The sequence below is a fragment of the Pseudomonas sp. Q11 genome (assembly GCF_024494355.1).
GTDB classification, from domain to species: Bacteria; Pseudomonadota; Gammaproteobacteria; order Pseudomonadales; family Pseudomonadaceae; genus Aquipseudomonas; species Aquipseudomonas hefeiensis.
Map to the genome: position 1 here is coordinate 23251 of NZ_JAKNQY010000020.1, position 15746 is coordinate 38996.

Annotated in this window: 14 protein-coding genes; 2 read left to right on the forward strand and 12 right to left on the reverse strand. The window is 61.1% G+C overall.

What is annotated here, in order from left to right; all coding sequences use genetic code 11:
• Positions 1–53: 53 nt before the first annotated feature.
• Positions 54–947: a helix-turn-helix domain-containing protein gene (locus tag MA884_RS19745; RefSeq protein ID WP_256232060.1), complete on the forward strand. Its 894-nt coding sequence runs from the start codon at positions 54–56 to the stop codon at positions 945–947.
• Positions 948–954: 7 nt separating this feature from the next.
• Here the strand turns inward: MA884_RS19745 and MA884_RS19750 are convergent, their stop codons facing one another.
• From MA884_RS19750 to arcD (MA884_RS19775), 6 genes are all read right to left on the reverse strand, one after another.
• Positions 955–1131 carry a hypothetical protein gene (locus MA884_RS19750; RefSeq protein WP_256232061.1) on the reverse strand — a complete coding sequence of 59 codons (177 nt, stop codon included), beginning with the start codon at positions 1129–1131 and terminating at the stop codon, positions 955–957.
• A 201-nt stretch (positions 1132–1332) separates the two neighbouring features.
• The gene (locus MA884_RS19755; protein WP_256232062.1) at positions 1333–1692 is read right to left on the reverse strand and encodes a DUF5064 family protein; all 360 of its coding nucleotides are present in this window, start codon (positions 1690–1692) and stop codon (positions 1333–1335) included.
• 65 nt (positions 1693–1757) lie between these two features.
• Positions 1758–2687: a carbamate kinase gene (gene arcC / locus MA884_RS19760; protein ID WP_256232063.1), complete on the reverse strand. Its 930-nt coding sequence runs from the start codon at positions 2685–2687 to the stop codon at positions 1758–1760.
• A gap of 226 nt (positions 2688–2913) precedes the next feature.
• A complete protein-coding gene (locus MA884_RS19765) occupies positions 2914–3924 on the reverse strand; it encodes an ornithine carbamoyltransferase (protein ID WP_256232064.1) in 1011 nt (336 codons plus the stop codon).
• A 69-nt stretch (positions 3925–3993) separates the two neighbouring features.
• Positions 3994–5250: an arginine deiminase gene (gene arcA, locus MA884_RS19770; protein WP_256232065.1), complete on the reverse strand. Its 1257-nt coding sequence runs from the start codon at positions 5248–5250 to the stop codon at positions 3994–3996.
• Positions 5251–5283: 33 nt separating this feature from the next.
• On the reverse strand, positions 5284–6711 hold the full coding sequence (gene arcD / locus MA884_RS19775) for an arginine-ornithine antiporter (protein WP_256232066.1): 1428 nt from the start codon (positions 6709–6711) through the stop codon (positions 5284–5286).
• 398 nt (positions 6712–7109) lie between these two features.
• Here arcD (MA884_RS19775) and arcD (MA884_RS19780) point away from each other — a divergent pair, with 398 nt between their 5' ends.
• Positions 7110–8537 (forward strand): arginine-ornithine antiporter, encoded by a 1428-nt coding sequence (gene arcD / locus MA884_RS19780; RefSeq protein WP_256232067.1) that lies wholly within the window; start codon positions 7110–7112, stop codon positions 8535–8537.
• Between the two features lie 179 nt (positions 8538–8716).
• On the opposite strand, the gene MA884_RS19785 is transcribed toward arcD (MA884_RS19780), so the two are convergent.
• The 6 genes from MA884_RS19785 to MA884_RS19810 form a co-directional block, all read right to left on the reverse strand.
• The gene (locus MA884_RS19785) at positions 8717–10063 is read right to left on the reverse strand and encodes a CoA transferase (protein ID WP_256232068.1); all 1347 of its coding nucleotides are present in this window, start codon (positions 10061–10063) and stop codon (positions 8717–8719) included.
• Between the two features lie 27 nt (positions 10064–10090).
• Positions 10091–10477 carry a YbaN family protein gene (locus MA884_RS19790; RefSeq protein ID WP_256232069.1) on the reverse strand — a complete coding sequence of 129 codons (387 nt, stop codon included), beginning with the start codon at positions 10475–10477 and terminating at the stop codon, positions 10091–10093.
• 175 nt (positions 10478–10652) lie between these two features.
• Complete coding sequence (locus MA884_RS19795; protein ID WP_256232070.1) at positions 10653–11243, reverse strand: biliverdin-producing heme oxygenase; 591 nt, start codon at positions 11241–11243, stop codon at positions 10653–10655.
• Positions 11244–11412: 169 nt separating this feature from the next.
• Positions 11413–14007, reverse strand: coding sequence for a TonB-dependent receptor (locus MA884_RS19800; RefSeq protein WP_256232071.1), 2595 nt, complete (start codon positions 14005–14007; stop codon positions 11413–11415).
• A gap of 118 nt (positions 14008–14125) precedes the next feature.
• The gene (locus tag MA884_RS19805; protein WP_305519268.1) at positions 14126–15031 is read right to left on the reverse strand and encodes a FecR domain-containing protein; all 906 of its coding nucleotides are present in this window, start codon (positions 15029–15031) and stop codon (positions 14126–14128) included.
• 138 nt (positions 15032–15169) lie between these two features.
• Positions 15170–15676, reverse strand: a complete 507-nt coding sequence (locus MA884_RS19810; RefSeq protein ID WP_256232073.1) for an RNA polymerase sigma factor — start codon at positions 15674–15676, stop codon at positions 15170–15172.
• Positions 15677–15746 lie beyond the last annotated feature (70 nt).

Here is a 15746-nt window from a genome sequence, read left to right on the forward strand (position 1 = left end):
ACTTTCTACCAATCGGTGCGATTATCGCCCGCAACCCCAGGCCGATCCTCGTGATGAAAAAAACAGACCTGCCTTCGATCCCGGTATTCAAACTCTACGGCGAGAGCCAGGATTGGCCGACTCCGGACCTTCTGCACTGTGAAACCATTTCCAAGCGCAGCCGTGAGCACCAATGGGAGATCAAACCCCATCGGCATGCCGATCTCTGTCAGTTGTTGTTTGTCTTCAAGGGGCAGGCGGAGTTGGAAATCGAAGGCCGGCGAACACAGCTCGACGAGCCGGCGGTGCAGATCCTGCCGCCATTGTCGGTGCATGGCTTCCGTTTTTCCGAGGATGTGGAAGGTTACGTGGTGACCCTGGCGGCACCGCTGGTGACGCACCTGCAATCGCAGCTGGGCCATTCGGTCAACGTGCTGGCCCAGGCCGAAAACTACCCGGCCGTTGATAATGCCGAGTACCTCAATAGCCTGTTCAGTGCCTTGCAGGCTGAATACATGGGGCATCAGCCGGCCCGGGAAATGCTGATGCATGCCTTGGTCAGCGTGATCATGGTCTGGGTCAGTCGTCAGGTGATGCAGCGGCGTACGCAGGCCCAGCGCCCACAACGCGCGCGCGAGTACCTCAACGGGTTCATTCAGTTGGTGGAAGAAACCTATCGTCAGCATGTCAAGGTCGAAGACCTGGCCCATCGCCTGGGCATCTCGGTATCGCATCTCAACGGCACTTGCCGGGAGCTGGCGGGGCAGCCGGCCTTGCAGATCATGCATGAGCGCCAGTTGCTGGAAGCCAAGCGGCTGCTGACCTACACGGGCATGACCATCTACGAGATTTCCGAAATGCTCGGCTTTTCCGACCCGACCAATTTCACCCGGTTGTTTCGCCGGCGGGTTGGTATTTCCCCCAAGGCTTTCCGTGACCGGCTCAAGACCGATCAGCCGGACGACTGAGCACGCCTCAGCGCAGGGCGTTCAGGGTCGCTGTGTGAGGAATGCAGCGTTCGAAGTTGCAACTGGCGTATTCACGCGGTAACTGCCTGGCCTGTTCGACCCGATAGGCCGCCGTGCCATACAGCGCAAGCGTGGCAGTGCAGGTGACAAAAATGGCGAGGCGTCTTCTTGTTTTGATGTTCATGGCGGTGACCTCTGAACGAATACCCGGGGGTACTACTTTCAGCATAGGTCAGCCGTAGCGGGTTGCCAGTCAGGCAGGCTTTGTGTGTAACCCGATATTCAGAACGCTGATAACTCCTTGTTGGTGGGAGCAGACCTGTGGGAGCAGGCCTTGCTCCACAGGCCTGCTCCCACAAACAGGGAATAGGGGGCTTTCGGGTGATTATTCCAGGTGCTCAGGCTTCATCGGGTCGCCCGGTTTAACGTCCAGTTGCTTGCGTATGTCTTCGAACATCTCGTCGTAATACTTGTGCATCGAGCCAATGCTGGCGCTCTTGGGCATGCCGTATGTCTGAGCGATGCGCGTGGCATGGCGGGCGAAGTCGAAGGCCTGGTCCTTGGCCAGGAAAAAAGTCTCGTTCACGGTTTTGTCTTCGATCGCGCCGTGCAACCGGAATGACATGCCCTGACCCTCCTCGGGGTCTTGCGCAAGCTCATAGTCGATACACAGGTTGTAGCTGAAATCATCCTTGTTCAGCGCGTGGCGTTCCATGTGCAGGTGACCGGGTTCGAACATGGCCATAAACGACTCTCCGTGGAAGGCGTGGGGTGTAGGGCAGACCGTGAAGCTGCCTCGCAAGTTTCCTGTTATCGATAAACGATGCCAGGTTGGGCCGTGCTGATACGGGTGCCGGCGGTGCCTTGGACGATGGCTTCGATGTCCGAGAGTGAGCCGATCACCGCGACCTTGCCAGTGTTGCGGGCAAATTCGCAGGCGGCCTGGACTTTTGGCCCCATGGAGCCGGCGGCAAACCCCAGCTTATCCATTTCATCAGGGTGGGCCCGGGCAATGGCTTTCTGGGTCGGTTTGCCGAAGTCGACGCACGCCGCGTTGACGTCGGTGGCGATCACCAGCAGATCGCTTTCCAATTGTTCAGCCAGCAGCGCCGAGCACAAGTCTTTGTCGATCACCGCCTCCGCGCCCTGTAGCTTGCCGTCGGCGTCGTACATCGTGGGAATGCCGCCACCGCCGGCGCAGATCACGATGCTGCCCTTTTCCAGCAGCCACTTGATCGGGCGGATTTCGAAGATGTGCTTGGGCCTGGGGCTGGCGACCACGCGGCGGAACTTGTCACCGTCCGGGGCAATCGCCCAGCCTTTTTCGGCCGCGAGTTTTTCCGCCTCGGCCTTTGTGTAGACCGGGCCAATGGGCTTGGTGGGGTTCTGGAAGCCCGGGTCGTTGGCGTCCACTTCGACCTGGGTCAATAGCGTTGCGAACGGCACTTCGAAGTCCAGCAGGTTGCCCAGTTCCTGTTCGATGATGTAGCCGATCATGCCCTCGGTCTCGGCGCCGAGCACGTCCAGCGGATACGGCGTAACCGAGGTGTAGGCCGCGGCCTGCAGCGACAGCAGGCCGACCTGGGGGCCGTTGCCGTGGGCGATGACCAACTCGTTGCCGGGGTGGATTTTGGCGATCTGTTCGGTCGCCGTGCGGATGTTGCTGCGTTGGTTGTCGGCGGTCATGGGTTCACCCCGACGCAAGAGGGCGTTCCCGCCCAGGGCTACGACGATGCGCATAATGCTGTCCTCTAACAGAGAAATATCGGACGACTCGGTCCCCTTGTGGGAGCTGACCTGTGGGAGCAAGGCTGTGGGAGCAAGGCTTGCCCGCGATGCAGGCACCTCGGTGTAGCTGATGGACCGAGGCGATGCCATCGCGGGCAAGCCTTGCTCCCACAGGTCAGCTCCCACAGACCTTGCTCCCAGAGATCTGCTTCTACACGGAGAGCAAGCTGTGTTGGGTTTAGATATCCGCCAGCGCCGACACCAGGATCGCCTTGATGGTATGCATGCGATTTTCTGCTTGCTCGAAGGCGATGTTGGCCGGGGATTCGAACACCTCCTCGGTCACTTCCACGCCGTTGGCCAGATTCGGATAGCGCGCGGCGATGTCTTTGCCGACCTTGGTCTCGCTGTTATGGAAAGCCGGCAGACAGTGCATGAATTTCACCCGGGGGTTGCCCGAGGCTTTCATCATTTGTGCATTGACCTGATACGGCAGCAGTTGCTCGATGCGCTCGTCCCATGCCTCCACCGGTTCCCCCATCGACACCCAGATGTCGGTGTGGATGAAGTCCACGCCCTTGACGGCTTCCTGCGGGTCTTCGGTGATGGTGATGCGTGCGCCGCTTTCGGCGGCGAAGGCCTGGCACTGGTCGATGAAATCCTGGTGCGGCCACAGGGCTCTTGGCGCACCGATACGTACGTCCATACCCAGTTTGGCGCCGATCATCAGCAGCGAATTGCCCATGTTGTAGCGGGCATCGCCCAGATAGGCGTAGCTGATGGCGTGCAGTGGTTTATCGCTGTGTTCGCGCATGGTCAGGGTGTCGGCGATCATCTGGGTGGGGTGGAATTCAGCGGTCAGGCCGTTGAACACCGGCACGCCGGCGAACTTGGCCAGCTCCTCGACGATCTCCTGCTCGAAGCCGCGATACTCGATGGCGTCGAACATCCGTCCCAGCACCCGGGCGGTATCTTTCATGCTCTCTTTGTGGCCGATCTGCGAAGAGACGGGGTCGATGTAGGTGACGTGGGCGCCCTGGTCATGGGCCGCGACTTCGAAGGCGCAGCGGGTGCGGGTCGAGGTTTTCTCGAAGATCAGCGCGATGTTTTTGCCCTTGAGGTGTGGCTGCTCGGTGCCGGTGTATTTGGCACGCTTGAGGTCCCGGGACAGGTCCAGCAGATAATGCAGCTCGCGGTTGGTGTGGTGCATCAAACTCAGCAGGCTGCGGTTGCGCATGTTGAAAGCCATGATGTGGATCTCCTTGGGTTCGGTTATCCCCTGGGTTGTGTTGGATAAACAGCAACCCGGGCTCAAAGGTCAGTAGTCGATCGGGTCGCGAATGATCGGGCAGGTCATGCAATGGCCGCCGCCACGGCCTCGGCCCAGCTCGCTGGCGCTGATGGTGATGACTTCCACGCCGGCCTTGCGCAGCAGGGTGTTGGTGTAGGTGTTGCGGTCGTAGCCGATCACCACGCCCGGTTCCAGGGCCACCACGTTATTACCGTCGTCCCATTGCTCGCGTTCGGCGGCAAAACTGTTGCCGCCGGTTTCCACCACGCGCAGCGCTGGCAACTTGAGGGCGGCGGCCACGGTATCGAGGAAACTGCCTTCCTCGCGGCGCACGTCGATACCGCCGGGTTTGCTCTCGTCGGGGCGCAGGGAGAATGCGACGATCTGGTTCACCACTTCGGGGAATACCGTGACCAGGTCGCGGTCGCAGAAACTGAACACGGTGTCCAGGTGCATGGCTGCGCGGGACTTCGGCAGGCCGGCGACGATCACTCGCTCCACGGCCTTGTTCTTGAACAGGTTCAGCGCCAGTTGGCCGATGGCCTGGCGGGACGAGCGTTCGCCCATGCCGATCAGCACCACGCCGTTGCCGATGGGCATCACGTCGCCGCCTTCGAGGGTGGCGTTGCCATGCTCCTGGTCCGGGTCGCCGTACCAGATCTGGAAGTCAGCCTGGGTGAACTCGGGGTGGAATTTGTAGATGGCGCTGGTCAGCAGGGTTTCCTGGCGGCGCGCCGGCCAATACATCGGGTTGAGCGTCACGCCGCCGTAGATCCAGCAAGTGGTGTCGCGGGTGAACTGAGTGTTGGGCAGCGGCGGCAGGATGAAGCTGGAGTGGCCGAGGAAGTCGCGGAACATCTGGATGGTCTTGCCACCGAAACTGTCCGGCAAGTCATCGGCGGAAACACCGCCGATCAGGAATTCGGCGATGTGGCGCGGTTCCAGGCTGCGCAGCCACGAATCGACTTCATGCACCAGGCCCAGGCCCACCGAGTTGGGGGTGATCTTGCGCTCAAGAATCCAGTCCAGTGCCTCGGGGATGGCGACGATGTCGGTCAAAAGGTTGTGCATCTCCAGCACATCGACGTCACGCTCGCGCATCTTGGTGACGAAGTCGAAGTGGTCGCGCTTGGCCTGGTTGACCCAGATCACATCGTCGAACAGCAGCTCGTCACAGTTGTTGGGGGTCAGCCGCTGATGGGCCAGGCCTGGGGAGCAGACCATGACTTTGCGCAGTTTGCCGGCTTCGGAATGGACGCCGTACTTTACTTTTTCCGTGGTCATTACAAAGATCCTCCAGATAAAACAATCAGTCGGTTACAGAGTCAGGAAGCCGTCGTAGAGCCCATAGGCAGCCACCAGGGCGCCTATGATCACTGCGGCGAAAATCAGCTTCTCGACAGAGGTGAAAACCGGTTTGCCCAGCTCGCGCTTGGCCTTGGCGAACAGGATCGCGCCGGGGGCATAGAGCAGGGCGGAAAGCAGCAGGTATTTGATCCCGCCGGCATACAGCAGCCACACCGCGTAGATCAGGGCGATGGCGCCGATGGTCAGGTCCTTGCGCCGCTCGGCCGCGAAGCCTTCGTAGGTCTCGCCGCGTACCGCCAACAGCACTGCGTAAGCCGCCGACCACAGGTACGGCACCAGGATCATCGAGGTGGCGAGGTAGATCAGTGACAGGTAAGTGCTGGCCGAGAACAAAGTGATGATCAAAAACAGCTGGACCATTGCATTGGTCAGCCACAGGGCGTTGGCCGGTACGTGGTTGGCGTTCTCGCGGCGCAGGAACTCGGGCATGGTGTGGTCCTTGGCCGCGGCGAACATGATCTCGGCGCACAGCAGCACCCAGGACAGCAGGGCACCGAGCAGCGAGATGATCAGGCCGACGCTGATCAGCACCGCGCCCCAATGGCCGACGACATGCTCCAGCACCGCAGCCATGGACGGGTTTTGCAGTTTTGCCAGTTCAGGCTGAGTCATGATCCCCAGCGACAGCACGTTCACCAGCACCAGAAACAGCAGCACGGTGATGAAGCCGATGACGGTGGCCTTGCCCACGTCGGTGCGTTTTTCGGCGCGGGCAGAAAAAATACTCGCGCCCTCGATGCCGATGAACACCCACACGGTGACCAGCATCATGTTGCGTACCTGATCCATCACGCTGCCCAAGTCTGGGTTCTTCAGGCCCCAGATGTCGGCGGTGAAGATATCGAGCTTGAAGGCGAACACTGCGATCAGCACGAACAGCACCAGCGGCACGACCTTGGCGACGGTGGTTACCAGGTTGATGAACGCGGCTTCCTTGATGCCGCGCAGCACCAGCCAATGCACCGCCCACAACAATACCGAGGCGCCAATCACCGCGGCTACGGTGTTGCCCTCGCCAAAAATCGGGAAGAAGTAGCCCAAGGTGCTGAACAACAACACGAAATAACCGACGTTGCCCAGCCAGGCGCTGATCCAGTAACCCCAGGCCGACGAGAAGCCCATGTAGTCGCCAAAACCGGCCTTGGCATAGGCATATACACCGCCGTCCAGATCGGGTTTACGGTTGGCCAGGGTCTGGAACACGAAGGCCAGGGTCAGCATGCCGACGGCGGTAATCGCCCAGCCGATCAGGACGGCGCCGACATCGGCACTGGCGGCCATGTTTTGTGGCAAGGAAAAGATTCCCCCGCCGATCATTGAACCGACCACGAGAGCAACCAGCGCACCCAGTCGAAGTTTTCCGCGGGCATCAGACATTTGCAAAACTCCAGTGCAGGAGAAGAGAGTCAACAGACTAAGTCGATTTTAAAATTGAATAGCTGATCTGGATCAGTGCATGACAACATTCCATTGTTGATGAAAGACTTAATGCTCCCTCGGGGACGATCAAGGTGGGGCTGTAATGTCCGATTCAGAGAGGTTTGCCAGGGCAGGCAAGCCGTCCTGTCGCGTATCGGAATATTCACGCTAGTTGGCTTTTACGAATTTGCAATTATTTGAAGGTTGCTTTCATGACAGAGTGAATTAGCCATCCAGGTCTTTTCCAGTGTTATTGTTGACTATTAACTGTGTTAATAAACTTACAGACTTTAAATGGATGTCATTATTTAAAAAAGTTATGACGCTTTATCTGATTAATTAGTAGCGAGAAAAATATGGCACAGCCGATGCAAAAGCTCCGACTCGGTGCATTGATCGCACTGGTGGTGGGCTCGATGATTGGCGGCGGGATCTTTTCCCTGCCGCAAAACATGGCGGCCCGCGCTGATGTCGGTGCGGTGCTGATCGGTTGGGGGATCACCGCGGTGGGCATGTTGACCCTGGCCTTCGTGTTCCAGACCCTGGCCAATCGCAAGCCGGAACTGGACTCGGGCGTGTACGCCTACGCCAAGGCCGGGTTCGGCGACTACATGGGCTTCTCGTCGGCCTGGGGTTACTGGATCAGCGCCTGGATGGGCAATGTCGGTTACTTCGTGTTGCTGTTCAGCACCTTGGGGTATTTCTTTCCGGTGTTCGGCCAGGGCAACACGCCGGTGGCCATCGCTTGCGCGTCGTTGCTGCTGTGGGCCGTGCATTTTTTGGTGCTGCGCGGCATCAAGGAAGCCGCGTTCATCAACCTGGTGACCACCATCGCCAAGGTGGTACCGCTGGTGATGTTCGTTGTCATCGCCGCGGTGGCGTTCAGGGCCGAGGTGTTTTCCCGGGATATCTGGGGGACGATGAACCCGGACCTGGGCAGCGTGATGAATCAGGTGCGCAACATGATGCTGGTGACGGTGTTCGTGTTCATCGGCATAGAAGGGGCCAGCGTGTATTCGGCGCGGGCGCACAAGCGTGCGGACGTAGGCCGGGCGACGGTCATCGGGTTTCTCGGGGTGCTGGCGCTGCTGGTGCTGGTAAACGTGTTGTCGTTGGGCATCATGAGCCAGCCGGAACTGGCGCGGTTGCAGAATCCGTCCCTGGCCGGGGTACTGGAGCACATTGTCGGGCCCTGGGGCGCGTTGCTGATCAGCCTGGGGTTGGCGGTGTCCTTGTTGGGTGCATTGCTGTCCTGGGCACTGCTGTGCGCGGAAATCCTCTACGCCACCGCCCGGGACAAGACCATGCCGGCATTCCTGGCCAGGGAGAACGCCAACCATGTGCCAGTCAACGCGCTGTGGCTGACCAACGGGATGATCCAGCTGTTCTTACTGATCACGCTGTTTTCCGCCGGTACCTATACCAGCCTGATCTACCTCTCATCCTCGATGATCCTGGTGCCGTACCTGTGGTCGGCGGCCTATGCGGTGCTGCTATGCGCCCGGGGTGAAACCTACGAGCAGGCCTCGGCCCGGCGCATGAAAGACCTGTGCATTGGTGGCGTCGCGTTGTGCTACGCCGTGTGGCTGTTGTACGCCGGCGGGGTGAAATACCTGCTGTTGTCGGCGCTGTTGTATGCCCCCGGGGTGATCCTGTTTGCCCAAGCCAAGCGAGAACAGGGACAGCCCTTGTTCACCCCTGTGGAAAAGGGCGTCTTTGCGTGTGTGATGTCTGGGGCGGGCGTGGCGGCGTATGGGTTGTACAGTGGGTTTTTGGCGCTTTGAGGCGAAGGTCACCTGGAGTTGAGGTGGGGCTGTGGGAGCAAGGCTGCCCGCGATGCAAATACCTCGGTGTAGCGGATAGACCGAGGCGATACCATCGCGGGCAAGCCTTGCTCCCACAGAAACTGCATCGCGGGCAAGCCTTGCTCCCACATAAATCCCCTTGCCACAACGGACGGTCGTCACCACCGTGCCCGATGCGCGCCCAGTTCAGCCGCCGGCAAGGTCCATTGCAGCGGCGTCCCGGTGATTTTCAAGGGCACCTGCAGTCGATGAGCCGGTCCCCACGGCGTCTGTTCGACCACCAATCCCTGATCATCCTCGACCTCGGCCCGCAATGGGGTCGGGTTCCCCGCGCCATGCTCGATCAGCAGTTTCGCTGTGCGCGCCAGTGACAAACGTGCCGAGCCGCCCTGGCCGCTCATCAATCGTCGGGACAACAGCACAATCGCGCTGGCGGCCATCAGGTATCCGGTGCCGTGGTCCAGGGCCTGCACCGGCAGCGGGGTCGGCTTGTCTGTCTGTTTCCAGCCCATGCCGGCTTCGGCGATGCCGCTGCTCATCTGCACCAGGCTGTCGAAGCCGCGGCGGTTCTGCCATGGGCCGCTCCAGCCGTAGGCGTTGAGGCTGACATCGATCAGGCCAGGGGCTATTCGCTGGCGTTGTTCGGCGCCGTAACCCAAGCGTTCCAGCGCATCCGCGCGGTAGCCATGGAGCAGAATATCGGTGTCTTTGAGCAGCGCCTCAAACGCAGCGCGGTCGCCCGGCTGATGCAGGTCGAGGCGGGCGCAGCGTTTGCCGAGGGTGACTTCCGGCACCACCCCGGGTTCGTTCCAGTCCGGCGGGTCGATGCGCAGGACGTCGGCTCCCAGGCCTGCAAGGAAACGGCTGGCGATGGGGCCTGCCAGCACGCGGGTCAGGTCAAGCACCTTGAGGCCGGCCAATGGCTGGGCCACGGTGCCGAGCCAGGGCTTGGGCTGTTGACCGGCGGTGGCGTCCAGATGAACCAGCGGTTCGGCATTCACCGCCCTGCCTTGGGGATGAATCTGCCACGCCTGCCACGCGCGCATTTCGGCGGCGCAACCGCCGGCATCGACTACTGCGTGTTCCAGTTCGGCTTTGTTCCAGAGGGCCACTTTGGCCGCCATGTCGGCGCGATCGGTGCAGGTGCCGAGGACTGTTTGCGCGGCCAGACGATGATGCGGCGCGTTGGTGTGCAGGCGAATCCAACCGTCGGCGGTGGGGTAGTCGCCGGCCACCGGATCCCACATCGGCGGTACGCTCCAGCCGATGGGGCGTAGGGAGGTGGAAAACCAGAACGAGGCCAGGCGTCGGTCGACTTCGACAGGCGACAGGCGACCGGTTTGCTGGCGGATCAGCTCGGCGGCGGCTTGGCCGGCTGCGGCGACACTGGCGCAAGCCAGCTCCGTGACAGCGAACGCCGAGGGCAGGCCTCCGTTGCCGGTAAAGGTGATCGGGGTCGTGGGCAAACCAAGCGCGGCTTGCATGGACGTGAGCAGATCTGACATCGAAAGCCCTCCAGTACGAGAGGGCGATCATAGTTCAAAATCGCGTTGGGGGCCGCTTTGCGGCCCAGCGGGAGCAAGCTCCCTCGCCACAGCAAGCCCCCGCACCTGTTCCGGGCGGAACCAGATCCACAGGTTGCCCAGGCCCATGCCCGCGAGCACCAGGTAAACCGGCCAGCCGTGGTCGAGCATCAGCAGCATCAAACCGGCGCAGAACAGCATGCTGGCGGTAGCCCCGACCTTGGCCCTGCGCGGGATGACCTTGCCGTTGCGCCAGTTGTGCAGCATCGGCCCGAACAGCCGATGGTTCTCCAGCCAGGTGCTCAGGCGCGGCGAACTGCGGGTCGCGGCCCAGGCGGCCAGGAGGATGAACTCGGTGGTCGGCAGGCCGGGCACGACGATGGCTAAATAAATCATCCAAGACAGTTGCTCCCACAGTGGTTCTGTGTCGGACATTGAATTTTGTGTTCACTGGAGATTGAGTGTGGGAGCAAAGCTTGCTCGCGAAGGCAGTGTGTCAGCCAACATATTCGCTAACTGACACTCCGCCTTCGGGAGCAAGCCCGCTCTCACAGGGAATAGTGGTGAATTTTCAGGCCAGTTCAGCTTCATAGGCATGCTCTAGCAACACCGTAAACCGATTGAAGGCATCCATCGCGCCTTTGTCCGCTTCGGCTTCCTGCTGTTCGGTGAAGGCCAGGTCGTCGAGGGTGCGGGTGAAGGTTTTCCAGCCTTCGGCGCGCCCGCCAGCAGGCTCTGCCAAATGCCGGGCGCCGAAGGTTTCGCTCAGCCCCAGGCCCACGGCACGCTTGATCAAAAATGCAGCACCGAGCTTGGAGCCTTCGGAGACAAACAGCCAGCCCAGGGCTTCGGCCTGGGTCGGATGTTTTACCGCGCCGGCCACCGGTGCAGGCACTGCGGTGTCCAGGTCTGCCAGATCCGCCTTGGCTGCTTCTGCCCGGCAACGGGCCGGCAGGTCGGGAATCAGCGCGGAGAGTTCTGCGTCGTTGTACAGCGCCACCAGCTCCGACTGGAACAGGTACTGGGCGACGACGAAACGGGCGAAGCTGGCCGGGGTTTCGAACGGGGCATGCGCCTTGACCAGCGCGTCGAGCTTGCTGTGGGGCTCGTGGGTGATCTGGTTCAGGCGTTGGGCGCGTGAAACGGGGCGTTGTGTGGTCATGAAAAATTCCTTCGAATTAGGACATTGTGGCGTGGGGCTGTGGGAGCAAAGCTTGCTCGCGAACAGGCGCCTCGATTTCTTCAAAGAGCGCATCACGTTCATCGCGGGCGAGCCTTGCTCCCACATGACGCTCCTCGCCACAGGTAGTTTGTTTTGCCTGAACGCTGGATCAGATATCCCAGATCAGATTGACCGCGAAGTTACGCCCGGGCTGGGTCAGACGGTCGAGGTTGGCGGGGTTCAGTGCCGCTGCTTCGCCAACGCTGTCGTAGCCGCGCACGTCATCCCACAGCCAGTACTTTTTGTCGGTGAGGTTGTAGAGACCACCGCTGACGGTGATGTCGTCGGTCACCTTGTAGAAACCGCTCAGGTCGAGGATGCCGAAGCCCGGGGTCTTGAACTGGCTGCTGACGCCATCGGGCGAATTGAAATTGCTGTCGTCGACGCGGTCTTTTTTCCTGACCAAGGTCCAGTTAAGCAATGTGCCGAACCGGTCCCGTTCGTAACCCAGGCCGAATACGCCCGTCAGCGGGTTGACGCTGTTGACCGGCTCGCCGGTGTCGTTGTTGCGACCGTAGGCATAGGCCACCGAGCCTTGGGTGTAGAGGCCTTGTGGTGCGCCAAACACGTCCAGGTCCAGACGTCCCTTGACTTCGGCGCCCTTGATGGTGGCGTGCTTGATGTTATTGCTCTGGAAGGTCAACTGGTCGGCGCCGGGGGTGATGGCGTCCTCGTTGATGAAATCACGGTACTTGTTGTAGAACACTGCCACGTCGAATGAACCGGAATCGAAACGGCCGCGCAGGCCGGTCTCATAGCTCTTGCTTTTTTCCGGTTCCAGATCGGGGTTGGGTTCCACGCTGTAGCCGGCGTCGGGGTTGTCGAAACGACCGTAAAGGGCCTTGGCGGTTGGCGTGCGGAAACCTTCGGCGTACTGGCCGTACCAGGTGTACTGGTCGCTCAAGGCATAGGTCAGGCCGAACTTGGGCGAGACGCGATGCCAGGTCTTGTTCTTGTCGCTGACTTCGCCGCCGCTGGTGGGGTCCACGGTATTGAGGAATGCCTCGGTCAGGTGCGGCTTGAGCCGCGTGTAGTCGTAACGCAGGGCCGGCGTGAAAGTCCACCGGTTCCAACTGATCTGGTCCTGGGCGAACAGGCTGTAGGTGTTGATGGTCGGGTCCGGGAAGTCACTGGCTTTTTCCAGCACGTCCCGGGTGCTGGTGGCACCGACGGCGGAGCAACCCGCGCCGACGGCCAGACAGACGCCATTGCCGCTGCGCGAACCAGTGACTTTCTGCTGCTTGATCGTGGTGCCGTAGGTCAGCGCGTGATCGGTGTCGGCGAGGCTGAAGGCCTTGTCCAGCTGGGCGTCGAAAACCCACTGTTTTTCTTCGTAGAGGGTTTCTCGGGTGCGTAGCACCTGGCGGGTGAGGGGGAAGTAAAACTCGGCGGTGCTCTGGTCGGTCTTGGCGATCTGGTGGTTCAGGCTCCACTTCACGTTGTCGGCCAGCAGGCTGTCGAGGGCGAAACTATGCTCCAGGCCGAAGCGCTCGCGGCTGATGGTGTCGTTACCGGTGCGCCACTGATACATGCCGCCGGGCAGCACAAAGTCAGGAATCGCCGGCTGGCCGTTGGAGTAGGGGCCGCCATAGGCGCTTTTCAGATCGGTGTCCCGGTCATCCTTGTACTTCTCGTAGACCAGGCCCAGGCGCGAGTCATCGTTGTAGTTCCAGCCGAGCTTGGCCAGCACATTGTGGGTGCGCACGTCTTGCGGGTTGGCCGTGGTGCGGTCCAGGCCGGTGCCGTTGTTATTGCCGTAGGACTCGGTTTCATGGCCGTCGCGCTGGCTGTAATGCAACAGGCCGTCGAACGGCCCGCTGCGACCTGCGAGGGTGGCGGATTTGAGCCAGCTTTCGTCGGCGGAGCTGTAGCCGGTCTTCAGGCGGGCGCCGACGTCCTTGCCAGGCTTGATGATGTCGTCCGGGTCGAGGGTGAAGTAGCTGACAGCGCCACCGATGGCGTTGCTGCCGTACAGCACCGAAGCCGGGCCGCGAAGGATCTCTACGCGCTTGACGATTTCCGGGTCCACGTAATTGCGTTGGGTCTTGGCGTATGGGCCGTTGAAGAAGCCATCAGGAATTTCCACCCCGTCGACCTGCGTCAGGACCCGGTTGCCGTCGATTCCGCGAATGTTGTAGCCGCTGATCCCGCCGCGCTGGCCCGCCCCGCCCACCGAAACGCCGGGTTCATAGCGCACCAGGTCCTTGAGGGTGTTGACGTTGTTGCGGTCCAGTTCGCGCCGCTCGTGGACGCTGACGCTGCTGGGTACGCTGGTGATGTCCTGCTCCTGACGGGTGGCGCTGATGGTCACCTGTTGCAGGTTCAGTACGCCGCTGGCGCTGCGTTTTTGCAGAACAATGCTGGTGTTGCCCAGCTTGCGGTAGCTCAGGTGGGTCCCCACCAACAGGCGCTCCAGGGCTGTTTCCGCTGGCAGCGAGCCGTTGACGCCCGGCGACGCAACGCCTTCGGCCAGTTCTGCGGGCAAGCCGACCTGCCAGCCTGTGACGGCGGTGAACGCATTCAGCGCCGAGACCAGCGGTTGCTGGGCAATGGCAAAGGTGTAGTCACCGATATTGCGCGCAGGTGGTTGCACGGTGGTGTCGGCGAGTGCGGCCGGCGCGGTGCCGGCCATCAGGATGGCGGCGGTCAGCAACGACAGCGTGCAGGCAGGGGCAAGGGCCCGGCGGGTAAGACGAGAGGACATCGATAGCGCTCCGTGTCGCATCTGTTATAGGTGCAGATGATCTCGCTAGATGCGAATCAATTGCATTGGCTATAACGAGACGAACCAGCGAAGCCTATCGAGTAAAAATAATTCTCATTTAGTTCAGAATCACCAGCGCCGGGAACTCCTGGAGGCGGGCAGAGGTGATGTGGGCCAAAGAGCGGACCACGTCCAGCGGCTGGTCGAGGCGGTAATTGCCGGTCACTGCGACCTGGGCCAACTGCTCGTTGTTGTTGATGATCCAGCCGGGGTAGTAACGTCGCAGCTCGGCCAGTACTTGGTTCAGCGGTCGATTCTCGAACACCAGTCGTCCCTGGACCCACGCCAGATCGGTGCTGGCATCCATCCGGGCAGGGCGGTCGAAGCCGTTGGGGCCGATGCGGATGCTCTCGCCTGCCGACAACCTGATGTGGGCGTCATAGCGCGTGGCCCGCAAATCCACATCACCGCGCTGCACCTGCACTTGCGTCACGCCATCGAGGTAGCGCACCGCGAACGTGGTGTCGCTGACGCTGGCGATGACCGGCCCGGCGTCGATTTGCAGAGGCAGGTTGCGAGTGTCCGGGACGTCGAAAAACGCCTCGCCTTTGTACAACCGGGCCATGTGCTGTTGTTCGTTGAACGTGCTGGAGAAGGCCGAATCAGTGTTGAGCAGGACCTTGGAGCCATCCTCCAGTTGCAGGCGCTGGCGTTCACCGACCACGGTCAGGTGATCGGCCTGCAGACGCAGGGGCAGGTCGCTGAAGTTGAACAGCCCGAGAAACAGCACGGCAGCGGTGGCCAAGGGTTTCCAATGGGCGCGCAAGCGTGACAGTGCGCCGGTTTGGGGACGGGCTTTGAGTTGCCGGGCGCTTTGCATCACTTGCGGGCCGTTCCAGATTGCCTGGGCTCGCTTGAATGCCTGGCCATGGCGCGGATCGGCCGCCAGCCAGGCCTGGAACTGCCGGGTCTGCTCCTCGCTGGGGTTGTCCAGCAGAATCAGCCAATCCAGTGCCTGTTCCATGGCATGGGCGGTGTCCTGCGCCGCAGCGTGCTCAGGGGCACGTTGTTTGTCTGTCACGGTGGTTCCTCGGATTTAGCGGCTCGTTACAAGCTACAAGCCGCAAGACACAAAGTTCGTGCACAGCTTGAAGCTTGAAGCTCATAGCTGCAATTGCCCCACACAGATCGCCATGATCAGCTTCAGTTCCTTCTGCACGGTGCTCAGCGACACGTCCAGTTGTTTGGCGATGTCCTGGTAGCTGTGGCCATGCAGGCGACTGAGGATAAAAATCTGCTGCTGTCGCGGGCTTAGCGCTTGCAGGCTGAGATTGAGGCGTTCGAGCATCTGCTCGGCATGGGCGGCGTCCTCGGCGCTGCTTTGGGGAGCGACCACGTTGTGGACAACTTCCTGCGGCACGTCGTCCAGCAGGGTGCGGGATTGAATACGCCGCGCTCGCAAGTGGTCCAGCGCCAGGTTGCGGGCGGTCTGGAAAACGAAGGGTTCGAGATGCTCGACCGTACGCTCGCCCAAGGCGCGAGTGACCCGCAGGTAGGTTTCCTGAAGCAGGTCTTCGGCGGTGCTGGGGTTGTTGACCATGCGCTGGAGGGTGCGCAGCAGTGGCGTACGCTGGGCAAGGAAGACGTGATGAAAGCGCGATTGACTCACGGTAGGGCCCGATCCGGTTTGACTGGATGATAATGCTTATCATCTACCGCGATGGTCAAGGCCTGATTTC